This window comes from Gryllotalpicola protaetiae (assembly GCF_003627055.1).
Classification (GTDB): Bacteria; Actinomycetota; Actinomycetes; order Actinomycetales; family Microbacteriaceae; genus Gryllotalpicola; species Gryllotalpicola protaetiae.
Genome location: NZ_CP032624.1, coordinates 1,686,871 through 1,711,901, shown reverse-complemented (window position 1 = coordinate 1,711,901; position 25,031 = coordinate 1,686,871). Strand labels below are relative to the sequence as shown.

General features: G+C 67.5%; 27 protein-coding genes. 13 read left to right on the top strand and 14 right to left on the bottom strand.

The annotated features are described in order from the left end of the window. Positions 1-55: 55 nt before the first annotated feature. The 5 genes from D7I44_RS08390 to dnaA form a co-directional block, all read right to left on the bottom strand. Positions 56-547, bottom strand: a complete 492-nt coding sequence (locus D7I44_RS08390) for a DciA family protein (protein WP_120789082.1) — start codon at positions 545-547, stop codon at positions 56-58. After that, the gene (gene recF / locus D7I44_RS08385; protein WP_120789081.1) at positions 540-1,727 is read right to left on the bottom strand and encodes a DNA replication/repair protein RecF; all 1,188 of its coding nucleotides are present in this window, start codon (positions 1,725-1,727) and stop codon (positions 540-542) included. The genes D7I44_RS08390 and recF overlap by 8 nt, the downstream gene beginning before the upstream one ends. Before the next feature lie 19 nt (positions 1,728-1,746). After that, on the bottom strand, positions 1,747-2,634 hold the full coding sequence (gnd, locus tag D7I44_RS08380) for a phosphogluconate dehydrogenase (NAD(+)-dependent, decarboxylating) (protein ID WP_120789080.1): 888 nt from the start codon (positions 2,632-2,634) through the stop codon (positions 1,747-1,749). Positions 2,635-2,656: 22 nt separating this feature from the next. Beyond that, the gene (gene dnaN, locus D7I44_RS08375) at positions 2,657-3,802 is read right to left on the bottom strand and encodes a DNA polymerase III subunit beta (protein WP_120789079.1); all 1,146 of its coding nucleotides are present in this window, start codon (positions 3,800-3,802) and stop codon (positions 2,657-2,659) included. Positions 3,803-4,214: 412 nt separating this feature from the next. Continuing rightward, positions 4,215-5,663, bottom strand: a complete 1,449-nt coding sequence (dnaA, locus tag D7I44_RS08370) for a chromosomal replication initiator protein DnaA (RefSeq protein ID WP_120789078.1) — start codon at positions 5,661-5,663, stop codon at positions 4,215-4,217. Between the two features lie 380 nt (positions 5,664-6,043). Here dnaA and rpmH point away from each other — a divergent pair, with 380 nt between their 5' ends. From rpmH to D7I44_RS08330, 8 genes are all read left to right on the top strand, one after another. Then, positions 6,044-6,181, top strand: a complete 138-nt coding sequence (gene rpmH, locus D7I44_RS08365; RefSeq protein WP_120789077.1) for a 50S ribosomal protein L34 — start codon at positions 6,044-6,046, stop codon at positions 6,179-6,181. Positions 6,182-6,194: 13 nt separating this feature from the next. After that, positions 6,195-6,533 (top strand): ribonuclease P protein component, encoded by a 339-nt coding sequence (gene rnpA / locus D7I44_RS08360; protein ID WP_120789076.1) that lies wholly within the window; start codon positions 6,195-6,197, stop codon positions 6,531-6,533. Beyond that, positions 6,530-6,901: a membrane protein insertion efficiency factor YidD gene (yidD, locus tag D7I44_RS08355; protein ID WP_120789075.1), complete on the top strand. Its 372-nt coding sequence runs from the start codon at positions 6,530-6,532 to the stop codon at positions 6,899-6,901. Before rnpA ends, yidD begins: the two co-directional genes overlap by 4 nt. Before the next feature lie 10 nt (positions 6,902-6,911). Next, positions 6,912-7,901, top strand: a complete 990-nt coding sequence (gene yidC / locus D7I44_RS08350; RefSeq protein WP_120789074.1) for a membrane protein insertase YidC — start codon at positions 6,912-6,914, stop codon at positions 7,899-7,901. Between the two features lie 25 nt (positions 7,902-7,926). Continuing rightward, complete coding sequence (locus tag D7I44_RS08345; protein ID WP_245980141.1) at positions 7,927-8,424, top strand: Jag family protein; 498 nt, start codon at positions 7,927-7,929, stop codon at positions 8,422-8,424. A gap of 111 nt (positions 8,425-8,535) precedes the next feature. Beyond that, complete coding sequence (rsmG, locus tag D7I44_RS08340) at positions 8,536-9,174, top strand: 16S rRNA (guanine(527)-N(7))-methyltransferase RsmG (protein WP_425459331.1); 639 nt, start codon at positions 8,536-8,538, stop codon at positions 9,172-9,174. Between the two features lie 46 nt (positions 9,175-9,220). Next, a complete protein-coding gene (locus tag D7I44_RS08335) occupies positions 9,221-10,117 on the top strand; it encodes a ParA family protein (RefSeq protein WP_425459326.1) in 897 nt (298 codons plus the stop codon). Next, positions 10,117-11,091: a ParB/RepB/Spo0J family partition protein gene (locus D7I44_RS08330; protein ID WP_120789071.1), complete on the top strand. Its 975-nt coding sequence runs from the start codon at positions 10,117-10,119 to the stop codon at positions 11,089-11,091. The genes D7I44_RS08335 and D7I44_RS08330 overlap by 1 nt, the downstream gene beginning before the upstream one ends. Before the next feature lie 64 nt (positions 11,092-11,155). On the opposite strand, the gene D7I44_RS08325 is transcribed toward D7I44_RS08330, so the two are convergent. The 6 genes from D7I44_RS08325 to D7I44_RS08300 all read right to left on the bottom strand — a co-directional run bounded on the left by D7I44_RS08325 (position 11,156) and on the right by D7I44_RS08300 (position 18,826). Then, positions 11,156-12,133, bottom strand: coding sequence for a D-alanine--D-alanine ligase family protein (locus D7I44_RS08325; protein ID WP_120789070.1), 978 nt, complete (start codon positions 12,131-12,133; stop codon positions 11,156-11,158). 36 nt (positions 12,134-12,169) lie between these two features. Further along, a complete protein-coding gene (locus D7I44_RS08320; RefSeq protein WP_120789069.1) occupies positions 12,170-13,483 on the bottom strand; it encodes an aminotransferase-like domain-containing protein in 1,314 nt (437 codons plus the stop codon). A gap of 117 nt (positions 13,484-13,600) precedes the next feature. After that, positions 13,601-13,927 (bottom strand): thioredoxin, encoded by a 327-nt coding sequence (trxA, locus tag D7I44_RS08315; RefSeq protein ID WP_120789068.1) that lies wholly within the window; start codon positions 13,925-13,927, stop codon positions 13,601-13,603. A 26-nt stretch (positions 13,928-13,953) separates the two neighbouring features. Beyond that, positions 13,954-14,943 carry a thioredoxin-disulfide reductase gene (gene trxB, locus D7I44_RS08310; protein WP_120789067.1) on the bottom strand — a complete coding sequence of 330 codons (990 nt, stop codon included), beginning with the start codon at positions 14,941-14,943 and terminating at the stop codon, positions 13,954-13,956. Positions 14,944-15,021: 78 nt separating this feature from the next. Then, entirely contained in the window at positions 15,022-16,629 is a 1,608-nt protein-coding gene (murJ, locus tag D7I44_RS08305) for a murein biosynthesis integral membrane protein MurJ (protein ID WP_120790859.1), read from the bottom strand. Beyond that, complete coding sequence (locus D7I44_RS08300) at positions 16,622-18,826, bottom strand: DUF6049 family protein (protein ID WP_162940149.1); 2,205 nt, start codon at positions 18,824-18,826, stop codon at positions 16,622-16,624. Before D7I44_RS08300 ends, murJ begins: the two co-directional genes overlap by 8 nt. Before the next feature lie 248 nt (positions 18,827-19,074). On the opposite strand from D7I44_RS08300, the gene D7I44_RS08295 reads away from it, so the two are divergent. Further along, positions 19,075-20,505, top strand: coding sequence for a CCA tRNA nucleotidyltransferase (locus D7I44_RS08295; RefSeq protein ID WP_120789065.1), 1,431 nt, complete (start codon positions 19,075-19,077; stop codon positions 20,503-20,505). Here the strand turns inward: D7I44_RS08295 and D7I44_RS08290 are convergent. From D7I44_RS08290 to D7I44_RS08280, 3 genes are read right to left on the bottom strand one after another with little or no spacing between them, the layout of a single operon-like run. Further along, complete coding sequence (locus D7I44_RS08290) at positions 20,474-21,241, bottom strand: PIG-L family deacetylase (protein ID WP_120789064.1); 768 nt, start codon at positions 21,239-21,241, stop codon at positions 20,474-20,476. The genes D7I44_RS08295 and D7I44_RS08290 overlap by 32 nt on opposite strands. Continuing rightward, complete coding sequence (locus D7I44_RS08285) at positions 21,241-22,074, bottom strand: aldo/keto reductase (protein ID WP_120789063.1); 834 nt, start codon at positions 22,072-22,074, stop codon at positions 21,241-21,243. Before D7I44_RS08285 ends, D7I44_RS08290 begins: the two co-directional genes overlap by 1 nt. Before the next feature lie 8 nt (positions 22,075-22,082). After that, positions 22,083-23,255 (bottom strand): glycosyltransferase, encoded by a 1,173-nt coding sequence (locus D7I44_RS08280; RefSeq protein WP_120789062.1) that lies wholly within the window; start codon positions 23,253-23,255, stop codon positions 22,083-22,085. 126 nt (positions 23,256-23,381) lie between these two features. Here D7I44_RS08280 and rpsF point away from each other — a divergent pair, with 126 nt between their 5' ends. From rpsF to rplI, 4 genes are read left to right on the top strand one after another with little or no spacing between them, the layout of a single operon-like run. Then, on the top strand, positions 23,382-23,753 hold the full coding sequence (gene rpsF / locus D7I44_RS08275) for a 30S ribosomal protein S6 (protein ID WP_120789061.1): 372 nt from the start codon (positions 23,382-23,384) through the stop codon (positions 23,751-23,753). Between the two features lie 4 nt (positions 23,754-23,757). Further along, positions 23,758-24,267, top strand: a complete 510-nt coding sequence (locus tag D7I44_RS08270) for a single-stranded DNA-binding protein (protein WP_120789060.1) — start codon at positions 23,758-23,760, stop codon at positions 24,265-24,267. A 28-nt stretch (positions 24,268-24,295) separates the two neighbouring features. Then, a complete protein-coding gene (rpsR, locus tag D7I44_RS08265; protein WP_120789059.1) occupies positions 24,296-24,559 on the top strand; it encodes a 30S ribosomal protein S18 in 264 nt (87 codons plus the stop codon). Between the two features lie 11 nt (positions 24,560-24,570). After that, positions 24,571-25,023 carry a 50S ribosomal protein L9 gene (gene rplI / locus D7I44_RS08260; RefSeq protein WP_120789058.1) on the top strand — a complete coding sequence of 151 codons (453 nt, stop codon included), beginning with the start codon at positions 24,571-24,573 and terminating at the stop codon, positions 25,021-25,023. Positions 25,024-25,031 lie beyond the last annotated feature (8 nt).

The following is a 25,031-nucleotide window of genomic DNA, read 5'->3' as shown; positions in this document are numbered from 1 at the left end:
GGGCTAGACGCCGATCTGACGCGTTTTTTACGCGCCCGACATGAGATTTGCTTTCTCAACCGTAGGTATCGCGAGGGCCACGCCATTGCGCCGACCTGCGGCCATATTTCCAGCTCGGTACGTCCGGCCCGTTGAAGCGGATTGACTGGATGCCTGCGCGCGGGTACCGCTGCGCGATTGCAGTCAGCAACTCGACGCGCATGATGCGCAGCTGCGTCGCCCAGGCGGTGGAGTCGCACTGCACGGTGAGCACGCCGTCTTCGATGCCGAGCGGCTGCGACTTCGCCGCGGTGCTCTCGCCGACCAGCTCCGACCATGCGCCGATGAGCTCCGCCTTGTCCAACTCGGAGTCCCAGCCGAGATCTGTGGTGAGCGCGTCCATCACCGATCCGAGGCCGCGTGGATCTCGCCCAGCACCGAACGGCTCAGACCCGGGTTCTCCACCCCGTCTTCCACGCTGAGCCTTCGCGGTGCGCGCGGACGACCCGCCGAACAGCTTCTTGAGGCGCAGATAGACGGCGGATGCTTCGCTCGGATGCTCACTCATCCGCGACCACCTCCCCCGCCTTGATCTTCACGATGGCAGCCTCGAGCACGTCTGGCACGTCCTCGAGCACGGCCGCGGTGATCAGCACCTGCTCGAAGTCGCGGACGGCACTCGCCAGGGCCCGCCGGCGCGCCGAGTCGAGCTCGGCGAACACATCGTCGAGGACGAGGACCGGGTCACCGATGACAGATTCCACACGAAGCAGTTGCGCAGAGGCGAGGCGCAGCCCCAGGGCGAACGACCAGGACTCCCCATGGCTCGCGTACCCCTTCGCCGGCAGTTCGTTCAACTCGAAGAGCAGATCGTCGCGGTGCGGCCCGACGAGGGTGAGCCCTCGCTCGAGTTCCTTCCGTCGCACGCCCGCGAGCGCCGCGCGGAACGCGTCAGCCGTCTCGATCCGCCCGATCGTCGAGGAGGCACCGGAGCCGCCGTCTCGAAACGATCCCGATGAAGCATCCCCGTCATCATCGTCACTCGCGGCCCCATAGATACTGAGCCGCTGCAACACACGGGGCTGCTGGTCGACGCCGGCCACGGCCTGGTACGCCGCACGAAGCGGCTCGGCCAACTCGCCGACGAGCGCCTCGCGCCGGTCGATGAGCTCGCTGCCGAGTTCGACCAGTCGCTCGTCCCAGATGTCGAGCGTTGAAAGCTGCGACTCCTTCATGCGCTGCGCACGCGCCGATTTGAGCAGGGAGTTCCGCTGCGTGACGATCCGCGCGTAGTCCGCCTGCACGCCGGCCAGGCGCGGCGATCGCTGCACGAGCAGCTCGTCGATGAAACGGCGCCGGGTGGACGGCTCGCCGCGCACCAGTGCGAGATCCTCAGGAGCGAACAGCACGCTCGAGAAATACCGCGGCAGTTCTCGGGTGCGCACGGCGGCGCGGTTCACCTGGGCGCGATTCGCCGCACCGCGATTCAGCTGCACTTCGACGAGGAGCTCGCGGTCGATATGGCGGAGCAGGGCACGGATGACTGCGGCATCCGTGCCCGCTCTGATCATCGCGCTGTCGACCGAGGTCCGATGCGACCCGAGCGTCGCGAGGTAGCCGAGCGATTCGACGAGATTGGTCTTGCCCTGCCCGTTCGGGCCGACGAAGACCGTCACCCCGGGTTCGAGATCGAGCTCGGCCTCTCGGTAGTTGCGGAAGTCGGCAAGAGAGAGATGTTTCACGTGCAACGCACGGAACCTCTTCCTCTTAGTCGACGGCCTTGACTGCGTGGCCGCCGAACTGGTTGCGCAACGCGGCGACGGCCTTCATCGCCGGCGAGTCCTCCTGGCGGGAGACGAAGCGAGCGAAGATCGACGCCGAGATCGTCGGAAGCGGCACCGCATTGTTGATGCCCTCTTCGACGGTCCAGCGACCCTCGCCGGAATCCTGCACGTAGCCCTCGATGTTCTGGAACTCAGGGTCCGCCTCGAGAGCGCGCACCAGCAGATCGAGCAGCCATGAGCGCACGACGGTGCCGCGCTGCCAGGCCTTGAAGGTGCCGGTGACGTCCTTGATGATGTCCTTGCGGGTGTCGAGCAGCTCGTAGCCCTCTGCATAGGCCTGCATGAGCGCGTACTCGATGCCGTTGTGCACCATCTTGGCGTAGTGGCCGGCGCCGACCTCGCCCACGTGCACGAAGCCCTCGTCGCGAGGCCCCTCCGGGCGCAGCGCGTCGAAGACCGGCATAACGCGCTCGACCTGTGCCTGCGAGCCCCCGACCATCAGACCGTAGCCGTTCTCCAATCCCCAGACGCCGCCGGAGACTCCGGCGTCCATGTAGTCGATGCCCTTACCGGCCAGCTGCTCGGAGTGACGGAAGTCATCCGTGAACTTCGAGTTGCCGCCGTCGATGATCAGGTCGCCTTTTTCGAGCAGACCCTCGAGATCATTCACGACCGAGTCGGTGATCTTCCCAGCGGGGACCATGATCCAGACGGTGCGCGGAGCAGGCAGCGCGTTGACGAGGTCGGCGAGAGTCGCGACGTCGGAGACGGCAGGGTTGGTGTCGTAGCCGGTGACCTCGACTCCGTTCTTCTCGAGTCGGGCACGCATGTTGTTGCCCATCTTGCCGAGGCCGACGAGACCGATGTGCATTGGTGGTCCTTCTTTAGTTCGACTAGCGCAGCAGAAGATTCGGCTGCAGCAGGTACTTGTACGTGTCGCTTCCGGCCTGTTCCCTGCTGGTCTGGCTCGTGATGAGCACCGGGCCGGGCTTGTTGGGGTTCTCGGTCTTGGTGAACGAGATGCGCACGAACTCCGAGTGCACCGAGCTCAGACCGTCCAGCAGGAACTGGGGCTTGAGCGAGACGACGGTGTCCTGCCCAGTCAGGAGGGCGTCGATGCTCTCCGAGGCCTGCGCCTGCTCGGAGCCGATGGCTTCGAGCGTCAGGCCCTCTGACGTGAAGGTGAAGCGCAACGCGGCTTCGCGCTCGAGGACGATCTGCACGCGGCGGGTCGCCTCGATCAGCTCTGCCGTGTTGAGCACTGCGTAGTTGTCGACGGATTCCGGGAAGAGGCGCTTCACAGGGGGGAAGTTGCCCTTGATGAGCAGCGACGTCACCGTCTTCTTCTCGGCGGTGAACGCGATCAGCTCGCGCTCGTCGTTGTTCTGGATCGCGACCGAGATGTTGCCGGCGTGGCCGAGCGTCTTGCCGATCTCCTGCAGGGTGCGCGCGGGTACGAGGGCGCTCGCCTGCTCGACACCGCCCGACGAGCCATCCCAATCGATCTCGCGCACTGCGACGCGGTAGCGGTCGGTCGCCACAAGGCTGAGTGCGTTCTCGGCGATCTCGAGCTGCACACCGGTGATGACAGGGGTCACGTCGTCGCGCGACGCGGCGACGCCGACCTGGGCGACGGCCTCTGCGAAGGCGTCAGCAGGAACGACGCCGCTGAACTTCTCGATCTGCGGCAGGGTCGGATACTCCTCGACCGGCATCGAGAGCAGCGTGAAGTGCGAGGAGCCGCAGCTGACCGCGATCTTCCCCTCGTCCGTGGAGAACTGGACCGGAGCGTTGGGCAGGCGCGACACGATGTCGGCGAGCAGCCGGCCGGAGACCAGGATCGTGCCCGCTTCGGTGACCTCCGCGTCGATCTCGGTCTGCGACGAGACCTCGTAGTCGAACGACGACAGTGAGATGCCCGCATCGGTGGTCCTGATCAGGATGCCGGAGAGGATCGGCAGGGTCGTGCGCTGGGGCAGGAGCTTGACAGCGAAAGAGACGGCATCGCTCAGAACGTCGCGATTGGCCTGAAATCGCAAAACACACCCCTGGTAAGTCGACGGACGGAAGTCGTCACCATGCTAGCGCCGCAAGGGAACGGCGCCGAAAAGGTGTGATTCGTCGGCAACGGCCGCACAAGGTTGTGGAACGAGTGCCTTACAAGGATTTCCGTTAAAGGTCTTAACGGATGTGGAGAGTGTGGATAACTCGCGCGATCCCTGTCGAGGCGCGGGAACTACATTCCTGTCAGTTGTGAATGCGATGTGGTGAGTCGCTGCGCCGCAGAATGACTGGCATCGCCGGCGGAGCGTGTGATTCACAAGAATCCGCCCGTCCCCCACATCGTCCGGCCTGTTATGCCTTAACACTCCACAAGTTATCCACAGTGTGAAAAGGCGCGGTCGGAAGGCAGGTCGCGCAAGTCCTCACTGCGGGGGGCGCGGAATGGCCCTAACGCGACGAACGCTGCTTGATGCGGCTGGTCAGCTCGGTGACCTGGTTGTAGATCGAGCGGCGCTCCTTCATGAGCTCGCTGATCTTCTTGTTCGCGTACATCACGGTGGTGTGGTCGCGGTTGCCGAAGAGCTGCCCGATCTTCGGCAGCGAAAGGTTGGTGAGCTCGCGGCACAGGTACATCGCGATCTGCCTGGCAGTTGCGATCGCCTGGGAGCGGGACGAGCCGTAGAGGTCGTCGACCGACAGCTTGAAGTAGTCCGCGGTCGACGTGATGATGTCGACGGGCGCGATGATGTTGTCGTCGTCGAGGGTGATGAGGTCCTTCAGCACCGTCTGCACGAGCGACATGTCGACGGGAGTGCGGTTGAGGCTCGCGAACGCGGTGACGCGAATCAGCGTCCCCTCGAGCTCGCGGATGTTGCTCGACACCTTCGTCGCCATGAACTCGAGGATGTCATCGGGCACCATGACCTTCTCGCTCTGCGCCTTCTTGCGCAGGATCGCGATGCGGGTCTCGAGGTCTGGGGCCTGCACATCGGTGATGAGACCCCACTCGAAGCGCGAGCGCATGCGATCCTCGAAGCCGGTCAGGTGCTTCGGAGGCAGGTCCGAGGTGATGACGACCTGCTTGTTGTGGTCGTGCAGCGTGTTGAAGGTGTGGAAGAACGCCTCCTGCGTCTCCACCGCGCGCTGCAGGAACTGGATGTCGTCGATCAGCAGGATGTCGATGTTGCGGTAGCGCGCCTGGAAGCTCGCGCCCCGGTTGTTCTGGATCGAGTTGATGAAGTCGTTCGTGAACTCCTCTGAACTCACGTAGCGCACGCGGATGCCTGGGTAGAGGCTCATCGCGTAGTGGCCGATCGAGTGCAGCAGGTGCGTCTTGCCGAGACCCGAGTCGCCGTAGATGAACAGCGGGTTGTAGGCCTTCGCCGGCGCCTCGGCCACGGCGACCGCGGCCGCATGGGCGAAGCGGTTCGACTGCCCGATGACGAAGTTGTCGAAGCTGTACTTGGGGTTGAGCCGGGTGTCCGTCGCACGCGGAGCGACGGTGACCTCGACGGATGCCTGCGCAGGCGGCGCGGCGGCGGCCGACACGTCCGCGTAGACGTTCGCCGTGGCGGCTTCGGGCTGATGAACAGCCTGTGCGGCGGTCTGCAGGATCTCCTGCTCGATCTCGGGGTTCACGACGATGGCGAAGGTGGAGACCTGGAGGGAGGAGTCGAGCCCGCCGATCGCGGACAGCAGCGGCATCCGGCTGCGCTGCTCGATCATGCCGCGCGTGAACTCGTTCGGCACCTCCAGATAGAAGGTGCCGGCCATGATGCCCTTCGGCTCGACCAGGCTGAGGAAACCGTACAGCTGCGGCGTGACGCGCTCGTCGTTCTCAAGGGTGGCGAGGATGGAGCCCCACGCCTCACCGAGCGCAGCATCACCGTCAGTCATGAGTGTCCCCACGTTCCCCTGTAGTTATTCACACCGTTATCCACCTCAGCGTCGCAATAAAACACACGGCCCGTCGGACTGACCGGACGGGCCTGGGGATAACTGTGAGTGCCACGGTAGTGAACGAGAGGCCTGTGGACAAATCCCTAACGGGGCATAGAACGATGTGGTGTCGGCGTGTCTTGTGTGGCAGTTCGGGAATGTGTCGGCAGGATGGTTCGTTCGAGTCGGCTGTGACCATGGCCGCTCAGTTTGAACTACACGTCTGTGGCCCGTACAGTTAATTGGTTGACTGCAGCCGGTCGTTTCGGCTGCTCCCCTTTCCTGAGGCCTTCGTCGAGTTCGACGTCGTGGCCGCTGTATCGATCGAGAGACGAACCATGACGAAGCGTACCTTCCAGCCGAACAACCGCCGCCGCGCCAAGGTGCACGGCTTCCGCCTCCGTATGCGCACTCGCGCTGGCCGCGCCATCCTCGCCGCTCGCCGCCGCAAGGGCCGCAGCGAGCTCTCCGCGTAGCACCTCACTCGCGGTGCTCGCCAAGGCCAACCGCATCGTCGGGGCGAACGACTACAGGGCAGTGGTGCGGCGCGGGACCAGGTTCCCCGCACCTCACACCCTGGCGTACGTGCGCATCACCCCCGGCGGTGAGGGCAAGCGCTTCGGTTTCATCGTGGGCAAGTCTGTCGGCTCGGCGCCGGTCAGGAACACTGTGCGACGCAGGTTGAAGGCAGCAGCCTTCGAGCTGCTCCCCGAGGTTCCGGCCGGCGCCGACGTCGTGATCAGGGCCCTGCCAGCCGCCGCGCAGGCACCCTGGTCTACTCTCCATCTCGAGATCTCCCAAGCCATCCACAGGGCAGGAACCCGATGACCACCGCGCACGCATCAGGCATCGCGCACCCCTCCGCCGCGACCGCGCTGCAGGTCGCCCGAACGGCTCTTCTGATCCCCCGCAACATCGTCGTTGCGCTACTGCGCGGCTACCGCGCGCTGATCTCCCCTCTGTACGGCGACGTCTGCCGCTACTACCCGTCGTGCTCGGCTTACGCGCTGGGCGCCGTGCAGGGACACGGTGTGGTCAAGGGCGGATTCCTCGCCGCGCGTCGAGTCGCACGCTGCCACCCCTGGGCCGCGGGCGGCGTCGATGACGTGCCCGAGTCGCACTCCGATCACTTCCACGTTGGGCGCTTCGGCTTCGTCGTCGCATCCGATGTGCACTCCGGCCAAGGAAAGGGCTGACCCCACCGAGATGAACCTCGAATCTCTTTATCTGACCGTCCTCTGGCCGATTCGCTGGCTGGTCGAGCTCGTCATGGTCGCCTGGCACTGGATCTTCTCCAACATCGGAATGGATCCGAATAGTGGCCTGACCTGGGTTCTTTCCATTGTCGGCCTCGTCGTCGTCGTTCGTGCGGCCCTCATCCCGGTCTTCGTGCGGCAGATCAAGAATCAGCGCAAGATGCTCGAGGTCGCGCCCCAGATCAAGAAGATCCAGGACAAGTACAAAGGCAAGCGCGACCAGCTCTCTCGCGAGGCGATGAGCCGCGAGATGATGGCGTTCTACAAGGAGAGCGGCACCAATCCGCTGTCATCCTGTATCCCCCTGCTGATCCAGATCCCGATCTTCGGTGGTCTGTTCGCGGTGCTTAACAACGCCTCGCAGGGTCACAACGGCATCGGCGCGATGAACGAGACGTTGTCGCGATCGTTCGGCCAGGCGTCGCTCTTCGGCTTCGCACCGCTGCACGACAGCTTCCAGAGCGCCATGAACCACGCCGGTGGCCCGGTCGTCCCGGTGATGATCGTCGCGGCGATCATGGTCGCGCTGATGGTGGCTTCGCAGTTCTACACGCAGCTGCAGATCATGTCGAAGAACATCTCGGACGAGACGAAGAACAGCCCGCAGTTCCGTCAGCAGCGCACGCTGATGTACTTCCTGCCGTTCATCTTCCTGTTCTCCGGCTTCGCATTCCCGCTGGGCGTCATGTTCTACTGGCTGACCACCAACATCTGGACGATGGTGCAGCAGTTCCTCGTCATCCGCTCGATGCCCACGCCGGGCAGCGAAGCGGCCCGCGCCCGTGAGGAGCGGCTGGCGAAGCGTCGCGACGCGATGATCGCGGCGGGGAAGCTGCAGGTGGCAGAGCCGGCCGTCGAAGGCGGCGAGGCTGTGGTGACCCGCGTCAACACCCAACGCCAGCAGCCGGTGAGCAACAGGCGGAAGAAGAAGCGCCGCTAGGCGTACGAATACGAAGATGGATGCCATGAGCGAGACCACCTCCCCCGAGACCGAGCACCAGGAAGTCCTTGTCACCGTCGATGAGGGCGACCTTGCGGCCGACTACATCGAGGAACTGCTCGACATCGCTGACCTGGACGGCGATCTCGAGATCGACGTGCGCAATGGGCGCACGTATCTGACCGTCACCGCCGGCGAGGGCGGCAACCTCGGGCGGCTTTCCCAGCAGGACGTCGTGCGCTCGCTGCAGGAGCTGACGCGGCTCGCGGTTCAGAATCAGACCGGCGAGTTCTCACGCCTCATCCTCGATATCGGCGGCTCGCGCGACGCGCGTCAGCAGGAGCTCACCGCACTCGTCGACGGGGCTGTCGCCCGTATCGAGGGTGGCGCGTCGAAAGCCGCTCTTCCCCCGATGTCGTCGTACGAGCGCAAGCTCGTCCATGACCTCGTGGCTGAGCGCGGCTTCGTGTCGGAGTCGCACGGCGAGGGTGCCGATCGCCATACGGTGATAGCCCGCGCATAGCGTTTCACGTGAAACAGTTCCGGTCATCGAGGAGTGCGAAGCGCATCTCGAAGCGGCCGCAGCGAGGTGCTGAGATCGTTTCGAGACACGCGCTTCGCGAACTCCTCAACGATCGGAAGCCCCTTGTCCACTGAAGTCGAGCCCGAGCCGGCCGCGGCCGCCGAGATCTTCGGCGACCGCATCGCATTGGCACGGCAGTTCACGGACGCCCTTGCCGAGCATGGTGAGGAGCGCGGACTGATCGGGCCCCTCGAACTGCCGCGGCTGTGGACGCGACACATCCTGAACTGCGCGGTCGTCGCGCCCTTGCTGCGCCCAGGCAAGGTCGGCGATGTCGGGAGCGGCGCGGGTCTGCCGGGCCTCGTGCTCGCGATCGCACGCCCGGATGTCGCATTCACGCTCATCGAGCCGATGGAGCGCCGTGTCACCTGGTTGAACGAGCAGGTTGCCGAGTTGGGTCTCGACAATGTCGAGATTCTGCGTGCGCGAGCAGAGGAGGCGCCGCGCTACGGGTTCGACCAGGTGACCGCCCGCGCCGTGAGCGCATTCCGCAAGCTGGTGCCCATCACGGCCCCCCTCCTCCGGCTCGGCGGCGAGCTGGTGTTCCTCAAGGGGGCGGGGGCCCAGGCCGAGATCGACGCGGCGAGCAAGGAGCTTCGCAAGCATCGCGTCCATGACGTCGAGGTGATCGTGCTCGGTGAGGGCGTGCTCGCAGAGGTGACCCGGGTGATCCGGGCTACAGTGAACTAGACCTCCTCCACGCCGACCGCCGATCCGAGAAGGACCCCCGTTTCACGTGAAACACCCCGAGCAGGACCAGCCCGACGTCGCCGCTCCCCCGCTGTTGCGAGAGCTGACTGACATGACGCGGCGGCGCATGGTGGCCGAGCAGCAGGTCCTCCCCCTTCCCTCGCGCACGCGCATTTTCACGATCTCCAACCAGAAGGGCGGGGTGGGCAAGACCACGACCGTCGTCAATCTGGCGTCGGCGCTCGCGAAGTACGGCGCCCGGGTGCTGGTGATCGATCTGGACCCGCAGGGCAACGCCTCGACTGCCGTCGGCGTCGAGCACCGTGAGGGCACGCCGAGCGTTTACGACGTGGTCGTCGGCGAGACGCCGATGGAAGACGTCATCCAGCAGAGCCCTGAGTCCGACGGGCTGTTCTGCATCCCCGCCACGATCGACCTCGCCGGCGCGGAGATCGAGCTCGTGTCGATGGTGGCGCGCGAGCAGCGGCTGGGTCGCGCTCTGCAGGAGTTCCTCGAGACGGCGGACTTCGACTACGTCTTCATCGACTGCCCGCCGTCGCTCGGGCTGCTCACGATCAATGCGTTCGTGGCCGCCAATGAAGTCCTGATCCCGATCCAATGCGAGTACTACGCGCTCGAGGGCCTCAGTCAGCTGCTCAAGAACATCAAGCTCATCGAGAAGCACCTCAACCCGAAGCTGAAGCTCTCGACGATCCTGCTCACCATGTACGACTCCCGGACGAACCTGGCGCATCAGGTCGCCGAAGACGTCCGGGAGCATTTCCCGAAGGAGACGCTGGCGACGGTCATCCCCCGCTCCGTCCGCATCTCAGAGGCCCCCAGCTACGGCCAGAGTGTGATCGCCTACGACTACGGCTCGTCCGGGTCGCTCGCGTACCTCGAGGCCGCCGTCGAAATCGCACGTAGAGGAGTACCCCGGTAATGGCGAAGCGCACAGGACTCGGCCGAGGAATCGGCGCCCTGATCCCGACTGCGCCCGCTGACTCAGGCGCGCGCCCCGCCGATGTCTTCTTCTCATCGACGGATGCCGCACCCACCGCGACGATCGACGCCGATGCTTCTGAGCTGGTCGCGGTTCCCGGGGCCCACCTGGCCAGCCTCTCCCCTGCGGACATCGTCCCGAACGCCAATCAGCCGCGCACCGAGTTCGACCAGGAGCTTCTGGACGAGCTGATCGCCTCGATCCGCGAGGTCGGCGTGCTGCAGCCGATCGTGGTGCGCCCGCTCAAGACGGAGGACGGGCGGCGTCCTTCAGGGCAGTACGAGCTGATCATGGGCGAGCGCCGCCTGCGTGCGACGAAGGCGCTCGGGCTCGACACCATCCCGGCGGTCGTCAAGGACACGCAGGACGAGCACATGCTGCGCGACGCCCTGCTCGAAAACCTGCACCGCGCTCAGCTCAACCCGCTGGAAGAGGCCTCCGCGTATCAGCAGCTGTTGTCGGACTTCGGCATCACGCAGGAAGAGCTCGCAGGCCGGATCGGCCGCTCACGACCCCAGATCTCCAATACCCTGCGCCTGCTGAAACTGCCGGCGCCGGTGCAGTCCAAGGTCGCCGCCGGGGTACTGTCGGCCGGGCATGCCCGCGCGATCCTCGCGGCGGGCGAGGTCGAGGCGATGGTCCGGCTCGCGGACAAGATCGTCAATGAGGACCTGTCTGTTCGCCAGGCCGAGGCGGTCGTCAGCAAGACGCCGAAGCTTGAGCGGACCAAGCCCACGGCGGGGCGGCACAAGGGCCACCTCGACGACGTCGCCGATCGGCTCGGCGACCGTCTCAACACCCGGGTGAAGATCGCGCTGTCGGCGCGCAAGGGTCAGATCACGATCGACTTCGCGACGATTCAGGACCTCAACCGCATCCTCACAGAGCTCGGCGAGACCGGCTACGCGTCCTGACCGCCGGAACGAGCGAAGCGAGTATCGGCCTCAAGCCGTTTCACGTGAAACTACACGTTCGTAACTAGCGCGAAAGCAGCTGCGCGTCGAAGTCCCTGATCGCCTGCTCGGCGAGGCCGACGTACACAGCGCCCAGGTCGAAGCCGGCCGCCTGGATCGCGAGCGGCACGAGGGACGTCTCCGTGAGGCCGGGGAGCACGTTGGCCTCGAGGAACCATGGCGTTCCCTCGGCGTCGACGATGAGGTCGACGCGGGAGATGTGGCGCAAGCCGAGAGCGTTGTGGGCGTCCACGGCGACCCGGGCGGCGCGCTCGGCGACCTCCGGGCTCAACCGCGCCGGCGTGAAGAAGTGGGTCTCCCCCGCGTTGTATCGGGCCTCGAACGAGTAGACGCCATGGTTGGGGGCGATCTCGACCGCGGGCAGCGCCTGCGGACCGTCGCCGAGGTCGAGCACGGTGACCGCGATCTCGGTGCCGACGATCTTGCGTTCGAGCAGTGCGACGTCGGCGTAGGTGTAGGCCGTGACCATCGCGCGCGGCAACTCGGCTTCGTCGTCGACGATCGTCACTCCCTGGGCGCTGCCGCCCTGCGACGGCTTCACGACGAGCGGGGCGCCGAGATAGTCGCGCAGCGTGCTCAGTACGGCGTTCGCGCCGAGCTCACGGAAGGTCTCGCGCGGCAGCGTCACAGACTGCGGGGTGCGCACGCCGCCGCGGGCGACGACCGTCTTGGCGATCGGCTTGAGCCATGCGACGCGGGCCGCCTCGGGCTCGGCGCCGACGTACGGCACCCCAGATGCTGCCAGCAGCGCGCGCAGCGCGCCGTTCTCGCCGCTGGCCCCATGCAGAGCCGGCCACACCACATCGGGCCGCTCGGTGCGCAGATAGGCGAGCAACTCGGCGTCCGGCTCGCGCATGGTGACGCGGTGACCGTGCGCCTGCAGCCCGTCGGCGACGCGACGTCCGCTGCGCAGCGACACGTCGCGCTCGTGCGAGATTCCGCCGGCGAGGACCAGCACATTGAGGCGTTCAAAACCGGGCATGATCAGGGCCTTTTCTTGAAATCGGCGCGCCGGGGGTCAGCGCAGGTCGCTGGGCGGGAACGCACCGCGAGACATCCGCAACTGACTCAGATCGCCGGTTCCGGCGAAGGTCTCGAGAAGGTCGAGCTCACCGCTGACGACGTTGGCGAGCCGACGGATGCCGACGCGGATCTGCTCGGGCGTCGGGTAGCAGAAGGACAGGCGGATGTTCTGACGCCCGTTGCCGTCGGCGTAGAAGGCGGTGCCCGGGGTGTAGGCGACGAGTTCCTTCACGGCACGCGGCAGCATGGCTTTCGAGTCGAGCGACTCGGGCAGCGTCAGCCAGACGTAGAAGCCGCCGTTCGGGTTCGTCCACGACAGCTCGGGCAGATGCTCCTGCAGAGCGGAGAGCATCGCCTCCTTCCGTTCGCGGTAGACGCCGCGGAAGGTGTCGATCTGGCCGCGCCAGTCGGCCTGCGACAGGTACTCGGAGACGACCAGCTGGGTGAACGACGACGGCGAGAGCACGGCGGCCTCGTTGGCGAGGATCAGCTTCTCGCGGATGGCGTGCGGCGCAAGCGCCCAGCCGAGGCGGAAGCCCGGCGCGAGCGTCTTCGAGAAGGTGCCGAGGTAGACGACGCCGTCTTCTTCGATCGATCGCATCGCTGCAGGCGGGCGATCGCCGAAGTACAGCAGCCCGTAGGGGTTGTCCTCGAGCACAAGAACCCCCTCGCTCTTGCAGATCTCGAGGATCTCGAGGCGCCGCTCCCATGTGAGCGTCACGCCGGCCGGGTTGTGGAAGGTGGGGATCGTGTAGAGGAACTTGATGCGCCGACCGGCCGCCTTGAGGCGGGCGATGTGCTCGCGCAGCGCGCCGGGGATGAGCCCGTGCTCGTCCATCGGGACGTGGTCCACATCGGCCTGGTACGAGTTGAAGATCACCATCGCGGTGACGTAGCTGGGGCCTTCGGCGATCACGACGTCGCCCGGATCGATGAAGAGCTTGCTGAACAGCTCGAGGGCGTGCTGGGAGCCGGTCGTGACGACCACGTCGTCGGCTGAGCCGCTGATGCCCTCGAGAGCCATCACCTCGAGGATCTGCTCGCGCAGCGCCGGAACGCCCTGGCCGGAGCCGTACTGCAGGGCGACGGGGCCGCGCTCGGCCATCACCTTGTCCATCGCCCCGGTGACGAGCTCCTGGGGAAGCGCCGAGACGTACGGCATGCCGCCGGCGAGCGAGACCACCTCGGGCCTCGACGCGACGGCGAAGAGAGCTCGGACCTCACTGGCTGCCAGGCCGGCCGTGCGGGCGGCGTAGGAGTCGTACCAGGGGTCCAGGTTGTTGCCCTGTGCGGGCGAGCTCTCGATCACGTGTGTGCGTCCAATCTCGACGATTGCACAATCGTAACCAGCGCCCACATGTGGAATGGCCCCGTTCCGATGGGAACGGGGCCATTCATGCCTGATTGGCTATGCGAATCCGGCGAGCTACGCGAGGAACTCGGCGAGGTCGTGCTCGAGAGCCGGCTTCGGCTTGGCGCCGATGACGGTCTTCTTGACCTCACCCGCCTGGTAGACCTTCATCGCCGGGATCGACGTGATCTGGTACTTGGCCGCCGTGGCGGGGTTCTCGTCCACGTTGAGCTTCACGATCTCGATCTTGTCGGCGTGCTCAGAGGCGATCTGGTCGAGGATCGGCGAGACCGCGCGACACGGCCCGCACCACTCTGCCCAGAAGTCGACCAGCACGGTCTTCTCGGAGTTCAGGACGTCGGCCTCGAACGAGGCGTCGGTCACAGCCTTTGCAGCGGACATTTGGTATCTCTCCTTTTAGGGGTGGTCTAGTTGGCGGGCGCGAAGACGGCGTCGACGGATGCCTCGGCCTGATCGAGCTCTGCAAGATAGTGCTCCGCGTCGAGCGCGGCGACGGTGCCCGATGCGGCGGCGGTGACAGCCTGACGATACGTCGGGTCGATCACGTCGCCCGCGGCGAACACGCCGGGAAGGTTGGTCCTGGACGAGCGGCCGTCGACGGCGATCGTTCCTGCGGGGGTCAGCTTGAGCTGGCCGTGGAACAGGTGCACGCGCGGGTCGTTGCCGATCGCGATGAACAGGCCGTCGAGCGCGAGCTCACTCTCGGTGCCGTCGACGGTGTCACGCAGCGTGACGCCGGTCACGGCCTCGCTGCCGCTGATCGCGACGACCTCCTTGTTCCACGCGAACTCGATCTTCTCGTTCGCGAACGCGCGCTCCTGCATGATCTTCGAGGCCCGCAGCGTGTCCTTGCGGTGGATGACCGTCACCTTGTCGGCGAAGCGGGTGAGGAACGTCGCCTCTTCCATCGCGGAGTCGCCGCCGCCGACCACGGCGATGTTCTTCTGGCGGAAGAAGAAGCCGTCGCAGGTCGCGCACCACGAGACCCCGTGGCCCGAGAGACGCTCTTCGTCGTCGAGGCCCAGGCGGCGGTACGCAGACCCGGTCGCGACGATCACGGTGCGAGCCTCGTGGGTCTCGCCCGAGCCGAGCACGACGCGCTTGGTCTCGCCGGCCAGCTCGACGGCGACCACGTCGTCATAGACGACCTCGGCGCCGAAGCGCTCTGCCTGCTCCTGCATCTTGATCATGAGGTCGGGCCCCATGACGCCCTCGGGGAACCCGGGGAAGTTCTCGACCTCTGTGGTCTTGGTGAGCTCGCCGCCCGCCTCGACGCTGGAGGCGATGACGAGCGGCTTCAGCTCGGCACGCGCCGCATAGATCGCGGAGGTGTAGCCGGCGGGGCCGGACCCGATGATGATGACGTCGCGGACGCCGTTCTCAGTCAAGTCGTTCATAAATACCGCGTAACTCCCTGAACTTGCGCACCCGCGATGAAGGCAGGCGCTTGAAGGTAGAACACATAGTAGGTCGAGTTATTCCGCTCGCTGAGAACGCGCCAGGCGTCGGCGCAGGCCGGCGAGGGCATCCATCAATTCGGGCGTGCGCAGGCCGCGCAGGACGAGAATGTATGCCGCAAGCATGACGGCGCCGACGATGACCATCGACACGATCGCGCTGAGCGCCGTCGCGACGGAGAATCCGCCGTGTCCGCCGAGCTGATTGACGCCGTAGAGGGCGATCAGGCCCAGCACGGTCGCCACGAGCGACCCCAGGAAGCCCTGCACGATCGACCGGAACACGCCGCCGAGATGCAGGCCGTGCAGGCGGCGGCGCAGGAACACCATCGAAAGAGCGGTCTGCACGGTTCCTGCGAACGACACGGTGATCGCGATGCCCGGGGCGCGGAAGTCGGGCTCGAGGTGGAGGCAGGCCACGAGGCCGAGCACCACGATCGCCGACTGGATCAGTGTGTAGATGAACGGCGACCGCGTGTCGCCGAGGGAGTACAGCGCGCGGAGGGTGACGAAGCCGACGACGGAGGGGACCAGGCCGATGACGAAGCCGATCAGCACGACGCCGAACGGCTGATAGTCGGTCGTGAAGACGCGCGAGAACGAGAACGACGTCACGATCAGCACCGCGGCGCAGATGGAGATGAGGAGCACGATCTGGCGCACTGCGGACGAGTAGTCGGTGCGGAACGACTCGAAGTCCCCGTCGCGGGCGTGCTCGGACATGCGCGTGAAGTACGCGGTGACCACCGAGACGGCGATGATCGAGAACGGCAGCATGAAGATCAACCAGGTCGTCGCGATGCCCTGCGGGCCGGCGCGGTGCGGGCCCGAGGCCGTGTTGGCGACGAAGGTCTGGAAGATGCCGGCGAGCTGGGTGCACACGAGCATCGCGAAGGTCCAGCCGGCCGCCTTGCCGACCGTGCGCAGCTCCATTCCGCGCCAGCCGAAGTCGAAGCGGAACCGCAGGCCGATGCGGCGCCAGAACGCGAACAGCACGAGCGCCTGAGCCACGATGCCGAGCGTCGAGCCGCCCGCGAGGATGAAGATCTTGAGGGCCGGCCAGTCGCCGACGGTGTGCACCGGCTGCACGCCGAACATCACGAGGAACAGCACGAGCGAGATGATCGAGATGATGTTGTTGAGCACGGGCGCCCACGTGAACGGGCCGAAGGAGTTGCGGGCGTTGAGCACCTCGCCGAGCAGCGAGTAGAGGCCGTAGAAGAACACCTGGGGCATCGACCAGAGCGCGAAGGCGATCGCCAGATCCATCACGCCCGGCCGCACGCCGAAGAGCGTCATGAGCTGCGGCGACAGCGCCGTCGCGATCGCGGTCAGCACACCGAACACGACCATGCCCAGCGTGATGAGCTTGTTGATGTAGGCCTGCCCGCCGTCGCGGTGCTTCGCGGCGCGCACGAGTTGCGGGATCAGCACGGCGTTCAGCACGCCCTGGCTGATGATCGCGTAGATCGTGTTCGGCGCGCTGTTCGCGGTCTGGAAGGCGTCGGTGATGAGGCCGGTGCCGCCGATCGCCTGCAGCAGCAGCCACTGCCTGCCGAAGCCGAGCAGACGGGAAACCAGCGTGCCGCTCGCGAGCAGCGTGGTGGCGCGGCCGATGCTAGCCACGCGGAGCCTCGTGGGCGGATCCGTCGGCCGCGGCATCCGTCGTCGCCTCGCCGGCATCGCCGTCGGGCTCGGTCTTGGCCTCACCCTTCTCGCGCCGCCGGCGCTGGATCGTGCGGAACAGGCCGAAGCCGAAGAACCCGACCACGATGACGCCGAAGACGATCGCGCCGATGCCCTCCCAGTCGGCGTGCACGTCGAGCTCTGCGTTGTGCGAGTCGCCGATGGGCACGTCTGTCTTGCTGTAGAGCTGCAGGTGGAGCCGGACCGTGCCATTGCTCAGTTGTGCCCTGACGGGGACCAGCACCTTCGCGCTGGAGCCGGCGGCGATCGTCTTGACGGTGTCCGACTCGACCTCGAGGCGCGCCGACGACGGCGTCGCCCGCAGCACGACGTCGACCGGGTGGGTGAGCTTGTTGGTGACCGTGATCGGAATGAGTGCCTGGCGGGATGCCTGGCGGATCGACTCCGGGGCCATGATCTGCACCCCGGTGACGTTCGCGTGCATGGCGGACAGCTGCTTGCTGACGGCGGTGTTCCACGCGTTGGAGCCGACCCAGCCGACGGAGAACAGCTGCAGCAGTCGCGCGCGCACGTCACCGGTGAGCAGCACCGGGTTCGACAGGACCGAGGAGAACGAGGCGATGTTGACGGCGTCGGCCGTGCCGCCCGTGCGCGGCTCGCCGGCAAGGTCGAGCAGGGCCTGCACCCGCTGAATGCGGTCCTCGGCGTTGCGCTGGTCGACCAGGGCGAGTCCCGCCGTCGGCGCCGACGCCTGCGCGTCCTGCAGGGATGCCGGGCGGGTGAACGCCGACCCCAGCACGGTCGCGACGGCAGCGGACGCGTATGTGACGTCGGTCGGCAGGCTGCGGTCGAGTGAGGCCAGCACGACGCCGCCCTGAGGTGCGTTCTGAGCAGCGAGGGCGAGCTGCGCGTACAGGGCGGCGGTCGTGAGCGTCGCCGTCGTGGGATCGCTCGCGGTGGCGGCCGCCTGCAGCGCCTGACTGACCGCATCGTCGGTGACGAGCGCCGATCCGCCGCTCGTCGTGAGCGCCGCGTCGGGTGTCACGCCCAGCTTCGTCGCGTTGGTGTTCGCCGAGCTCACGATCGTCGTCGTGAGCCCTGCCGCGGCAAGCGCCGCGGTGTCGGAACCGGAGACGGTGCCGGGCGCGGGCCACGCGACGCCGTCGATCTTGTACGGGAATCCGATCAGCTCGGAGAGCGGCGGCAGCTGGGGGCCCGCGGTTGGCGAAGGGGTCGGTGTCGGTGCCGCGGTCTGTGCCGTCGCGGTGGGCTCGCCGACCGTCAGGGGGGCGTTGTTGAAGTCGCCGGCCGACATCGCGTAGGTGAAGTCGCTCGGCTGGAGCGGGGCCGCGAGCCCGGCCTGAGTCTGCACGGCGGGGTCGGCGTCGCCGTACTGCAGGGCGAAGGTCGGGTTCGCTAGGTGGGTGAGGGCGACGAACCACGCCTGCGCCGACGCGGGTGCGCTCTGTCCGAGCACGCGGATCGAGACGAGCAGCATCGGATCGATGCCGACCGTCAGCGCGGGATTGTGCTGAGCGACGCCCAGCTCGCGCGTGAGCACGCCGTCGGCAGCCGTGTACGTGGCAAGGTCCTGCGCAGACACCAGGCCCGTCGCGCCGACCGGTGCGGTGAGCGACATCACGGCCGCGACGCCGACGGTCGCGGGTGCGGCGCCGGGAACGATGAGCGTGCCTGCGCCCGTGCCGACCTCGCCCTCGGGCGTCGCGACGGTGGCGGCCAGGCCGAACACGCCGGGAGCAGAACTCGGCAGATCGACTGATGCCGCGGGAATCGTCAGCTGTGCGACGACGAGCGTTCCGCCTGCTGGGACGGCAGTCGTGACGCCCGTGCCGAGCGCGCGCAACGGGGCCTTCTGCGGATCCTGTTGGAAGTCGGCAAGGGCTGCGGGGGTGGCGATCGCGTTCGCGCCGACCGAGACGCTGACCTGCCCGGGGTCGACGGGCTCTGTGCTCGGGTTGGCGATCACGACGGACACCTGCAGGTCGCCGCCGTCGGGAACGATGCCGCCGCCGGCTGCGTAGACCTCGACCACAGGTGCGCCGGCGGCCGTGTCGCGGTGCGCGGCATTCGCCGGCGCCAGGGGAACGGCCACGGCGGCTGAGGTGAGCAGAAGGGCTGCGGCGATCAGGAGGCTCAATGGCGCGCGTCGACCCACAGCACCTCCTTGCTCGGCATGCACGCCAGTTTATGGGGGCGCCTCATGGCGACCCTGTGACCCAGGCGGGGCGGCGGCGTGTACGGCGCCCCGCCGTGCGTGCCGGGCGGGGACCGGTGCGCGAGCGGGCAGAGCCGGGGCGGCGGCGTGTACGGCGCCCCGCCGTGCGTGCCGGGCGCGGACCGGTGCGCGAGCGGGCAGAGCCGGGGCGGCGGCGTGTACGGCGCCCCGCCGGTAGAATCCGAGGCATGCAGAGCGTGGCCGATTCTCTTTCGCGCCTGCGTTCCCTCGCCGAGTCGCCCGTCGTCGCGAAGCTGGCTGTGGCGTTCCAGCAGGCGGGTTCCGAGCTGAGCCTGGTCGGCGGCCCGGTGCGCGACGCGTTGCTCGGCCGGCCTGTGCACGATCTCGACTTCGCCTCGAACGCCCGGCCCGACGACATCCTCGCGGTCGTGAAGCCACTCGCCGAGGCGACCTGGGATGTGGGGCGCGCCTTCGGTACGATCGCCGCACGCGTCGACGGCGAGACCGTCGAGATCACCACTTATCGGGCCGACAGCTACGACGGCGAGACGCGGAAGCCGACCGTCGAGTTCGGCGACGAGCTCGAGGGCGACCTCGTGCGGCGCGACTTCACCGTGAACGCTCTTGCGCTCCGCGTGCCCGAGATCGCGCTCGTCGACCCATCCGGAGGCGTCGAGGACCTGATCGCCGGCGTGCTGCGGACGCCGGCCCCTGCGTCTGTCTCGTTCGGCGACGACCCGTTGCGTATGCTGCGTGCGGCACGCTTCGCCGCTCAGCTCGGCTTCGAGGTCGCCCCCGACACGATCGATGCCATGAGCGGCATGCGCCGCTCGCTCGACATCGTGAGCGCCGAGCGGATTCGGGACGAACTCGTCAAACTGCTGGCATCCGACACCCCGCGCCCTGGTCTCGAACTGCTCGTGCACACCGGGCTCGCCGAGCTGGTGCTGCCCGAGCTGCCCGCCCTGCAGCTCGAGATCGACGCGGAGCACCGTCACAAAGACGTCTACGAGCACTCGCTCACCGTGCTCGACCAGGCGATCGGCTACGAGCATTCGCGACACCCCGGCGCCGACCCCGACGTGACGCTGCGCCTCGCCGCCCTGATGCACGACATCGGCAAGCCCGCGACGCGCAGGCTCGAGCCGGGTGGCGCCGTCAGTTTCTACAACCACGACCTCGTCGGCGCGCGGCTCGCACGCAAGCGGCTGCGCGCCCTGCGCTTCGACAACGAGACGATCGACGCCGTCGCGCGGCTCATCGAGCTGCACCTGCGGTTCTTCGGCTACACGGACGGCGAGTGGACGGATTCCGCCGTGCGACGCTACGTGCGCGACGCGGGCGACCAGCTCGAGCGGTTGCACATCCTGACGCGCAGCGACGTGACCACCCGCAACAGGCGCAAGGCGGACCGCCTCGGCTTCGCCTACGACGACCTCGAGGCCCGCATCGCCCAACTCACCGAGCAGGAGGAGATCGATGCGATCCGGCCGGACCTCAACGGCGACGAGGTCATGACGCTGCTCGGCCTGCGGCCGGGGCCTGAGGTCGGTCGGGCGATGAGGTTCCTGATGGAGCTGCGGCTCGACGAGGGGCCGCTCGGCAGCGAAGAGGCGACGCGCAGGCTCACCGCCTGGTGGCAGGGCCAGCAGGACTGACGCGATAGCGCTCGACGGCCTCGAGCACATGATGCTGGCCGCCGGAGAGCACGTAGCCGTCATCCGTCAGCGTCAGCTGGGTTGCGTGAGCGGCGAGTGCGCGCCGCTTGACCGTGAGATCGATCGCGATCGCGACGGCGTCGGATGCCTCAGCTGGCGCCACCTCGACGAACGGCACCCCGTGGCGGGCTGCTGCGAGCTTCGCCACGACATGCGCCCACACGTGGTCGGGGTGCCCGTAGCCCCCGCCCACGTCGTAGCCGACGACGACGTCCGGCTTGAAGCGCCTCACCGCCGCGCGTCCGTCGCCCACCGCGAACCCGTTCGACGAGAACTTCTGGACGCCGACGCGGTCGGGCGCGTCGGCCGCCGCCGTCGCGCGTCCATCGGCACCCCAGGCCATTCCCGAATCAACGTAGCGGAAGCCCGGCCCGAGATAGAAAGCGCGGGCTCGCGGGCTGCCGAGGAGCACCGGTGGGTCCGCGCCGAGCTCCCGCAGAGCGCGTGCCAACTCGCCGGCGCGGTGATCCGCGAGCTCCGGGGTGCCCTCGAGCCACTTCAGCGGCCCCGGAACCACTTCGCCGCGCTCGCCACGGGTGCAGGTGACGACGCGCACCTTCACCCCGGCATCCGCGAGCAACGCGATCAGGCCGCCCGTCGTGAGCGACTCATCGTCGGGGTGCGCGTGGAAGAAGAGCGCGCGCCGCACCCCGGCGAACAACGGCGGCAGCGCCACTAGAGCACGTTCGGGTCGCCGCCGCGGCGCCCGGACGCACCCTGGTCGACCGCCCCCAGCGCGTCGAGCTCGCCCGCACTCAGCTCGAAGCCGAACACGTCGAGGTTCTCAGCCATGCGCTCGCGTCGGTTCGACTTCGGGATCACGATGTTGCCGGTCTGCAGCTGCCACCGCAGGATCGCCTGCGCAGGCGTCACCCCGTGCGCCTGCGCGACCTCGAGCAACGCGGGTGCCGACGAGATCTCGCCGCCGCCGAGGGGGTACCACGACTCGGTGGCGATGCCATGGGCGGCGTGGTACTCCTTGAGAGGCCGCTGCTGGAACTCGATGTGGAGCTCGATCTGGTTCACCGCGGGCGTCATGCCCGTCTCGCCGATGATCAGCTCGAGGTCCTCAAGGCGGTAGTTCGAGACGCCGATCGACGCGGCGAGGCCCTCGCGCTGGAGTTCGATGAGGTCCTGCCAGGCGGTGAGGGCGGTGCCGAGCTTCGGCCGCGGCCAGTGGATGAGGTAGAGGTCGACGCGGTCGAGCCCGAGCTGGTCGAGGCTGTGGCGCAGCGCGTCGGCCGCACTGCCCGAGCCGTTGTTGGGGAACTTCGTCGTCACGAACAGCTCGTCGCGCGGAATCCCGCTGCTCGCGATCGCGCGGCCGACGCCGTCTTCGTTGCGGTACATCGCCGCGGTGTCGATGTGCCGGTAGCCGACCTCGAGGGCGTCGGCGACGATGCGCGCCGTCTCGACGGGATCGACGCGGAACACGCCGAAGCCGAGCTGAGGGATGGAGGCGCCGTCGTTGAGAGCGAGCGTGGGCACGGGTGATTCGGGAGAGGCCATACGTCTAGCTAAATCGATTCGATCGTTTGCCGGTAGAGGTTGCCAAGGCGCCGCGCGGCCGACTTCCAGGAGTGGGCACGGGCGTGTGCGACGGATGCCTGTGCCATCACCGCGCGCCACGCCGGATCGCGCAGCAGCCGCTCGATCGCCGCAGCCCAGGTGCGCTCGTCGCGGCCGGGCACAAGGACGCCCGTCGCGCCTGCGCGCACCGCGTCGATCAGTCCCGGGGCGGCGGCCGCCACGACGGGAACCCCGCACGCAGCCGCCTCGAGGGTGACAAGTCCATAGGTCTCCGACCGGCTCGGCACGAGCACCAGAGCGCACCGAGCGATGCGGGCCGCGAGCTCGTCGCGCGGCAGGGCGCCCACGAAGCTCACGTCGGCGCGCAGACCACGCGCCTCGACAAGGCGCTCGAGCTCCGCGCGATACCGCTCGCTCCCCGCACCGCTCACCTCGCCCGCGATGGAGAGGTGAGGGCGGATGCCGGGCGCGAGTCTGCTGACCGCGCGGATCGCGAGGTCCTGGCCCTTGAGCGGCTGAATCCTCCCGATCACGATGACGCCGGATCGCGGTCCGGCCGCCGGCCGGAACAGCTCGGTGTCCACGCCCGGCGGAATGACCTCCACGTCGCGCGGCGACGCACCGTACGCGGCGACGACGGCGTCGCGCTCACTGCGGGTCGACGTCACGACCGCGTCGGAGCGGCGGGCAAGCATCCGCTCTGCATCGATCCTGAGCTGCGGCTCTGCCGCGTCGCCGGCCGCGAGCCGGGCGTTCTTGACGACCGCGACGGTATGCAGGCTGAGCACATGCGCCGCGCCGGTGTCGCGCGCGACCGGCAGCGCGGCACGGCCGGAGAGCCAGTAGTGCGAGTGCAGCACGTCGAAGGGCGGCAGCTCGCGCAGCGCCCGCCCGAACTCCCCCGTCACACCGGGCAGCGCCGCCTTGTCGAGAGCGGCGGGCTCGCCGGCTGTGAGGTAGCGCACGCACGCGCCGGAATCCAGCGTGTCGAGCCTTCCGACATCGGCGACGGATGCCGCACGCGTCAGCACCTCGACCCGATGGCCCGCCCGCGCGAGCTCGTCAGCCAGCGCCCGCACGACGACATTCATGCCGCCCGCATCGCCGCGCCCGGGGGTGTCGAGCGGTGAGGTGTGCAACGACACCAGCCCGATTCGCACCCGTCACCCTCCGTCCGGTATCCTATTCAGGTTGTGGTGTGCGCCATCCGGTGCCGCCCACGATGCACATACCCTCCTGCTGCAGAAAGACTGCAGCCGTTCGAGTCCAGAGGAGGTGGGTTAGTCATGCATCAGTACGAGTTGATGGTCATCCTCGATCCCGAGATCGATGAGCGCACCGTTGCTCCCAGCCTTGACAAGTTCCTCAACGTCGTTCGTAACGACAACGGGACGATCGACAAGGTCGACGTCTGGGGCCGTCGCCGTCTCGCCTACGAGATCAAGAAGCGCGCAGAGGGCATCTATGCCGTCGTCGACTTCCACGCGACCCCCGAGGCCACGGCAGAGCTGGATCGCCAGCTGAAGCTGTCGGAGGCCGTCCTGCGCACCAAGGTCCTTCGCGCTGAAGAGGCCGTGGCGCGCGTTGCCAAGGTCGAGGCCGCGAAGGCCGCCAAGGCCGCTGCCAAGACCCCGGCCGCCGAGAAGGTCGGCGCCTAGTCCCATGGCCGGCGAGACCATCATCACCGTGGTCGGCAACCTGACCAGCGACCCCGAGCTGCGTTACACGCAGAACGGGCTGGCGGTCGCCAACTTCACCATCGCTTCCACGCCGCGCAGCTTCGACCGCGCGAGCAACGAGTGGAAGGACGGTGAGGCGCTGTTCCTGCGCGCGAGCGTCTGGCGCGAGTTCGCCGAGCACGTCGCGGGTTCACTGACCAAGGGTTCCCGGGTCATCGCTACCGGGCGTCTCAAGCAGCGCAACTATCAGGACCGTGACGGCAACAACCGAGTCTCGATCGAGCTCGAGGTTGACGAGATCGGCCCATCGCTGCGCTACGCGACCGCGTCGGTGACGCGGGCGCAGTCGTCGGGCGGCCCCCGCGGCGGTTCGAACTACGGCGGCAACGGCGGCGGTGCGGAGGAGCCGTGGGCACCTGCGGCCCCGGTCGACGCGCCGGCGAACGACCCGTGGTCGACCCCGGGCGGCTACAGCGACGACACGCCCTTCTAAACACTCTTCATAAATAAGGAAATCAATCATGGCTGGAAAGTCGAGCGGCGACCGCCGCAAGCCGATCCGCAAGGGCAAGGACGGCAAGAACGCCGCCCCCGCGAAGTCCGTGACCGTCGGTGTCATCGACTACAAGGACGTCGCAACCCTGCGCAAGTTCATCTCTGAGCGCGGCAAGATCCGCGCCCGCCGCATCACCGGCGTGTCTGTTCAGGAGCAGCGTCTGATCGCCAAGGCGATCAAGAACGCCCGTGAGATGGCACTGCTCCCCTACGCCGGCGCTGGCCGCTAAGGAGGAAACCCATGTCTAAGGTCATCCTCACCCACGAAGTGTCCGGTCTCGGCTCTGCAGGTGACGTCGTCGAGGTCAAGAACGGGTACGCCCGCAACTACCTCGTTCCGCAGGGCTTCGCGACCCCGTGGACCCGCGGTGGCGAGAAGCAGGTCGAGGCCATCAAGGCCGCCCGCGCCGCCCGCGAGCACGCGAGCATCGAAGAAGCACAGGACCTGGCCGCCAAGCTCAAGGCCAACGTCGTGACGCTCACCGTCAAGGCCGGCGCTGAGGGCCGTCTGTTCGGCTCGGTGAAGCCGGCCGACGTCGCCGCCGCCGTCGAGGCCGCCGGCCTCGGTGCGGTCGACAAGCGCCGTGTCGAGCTCGTCGCCCCGATCAAGAGCACGGGCACGCACGAGGCCATTGTGAAGCTGCGTGACGACATCGTCGCCACCATCACGCTGAAGGTGGTTGCGGCCAAGTAACCGCAAGG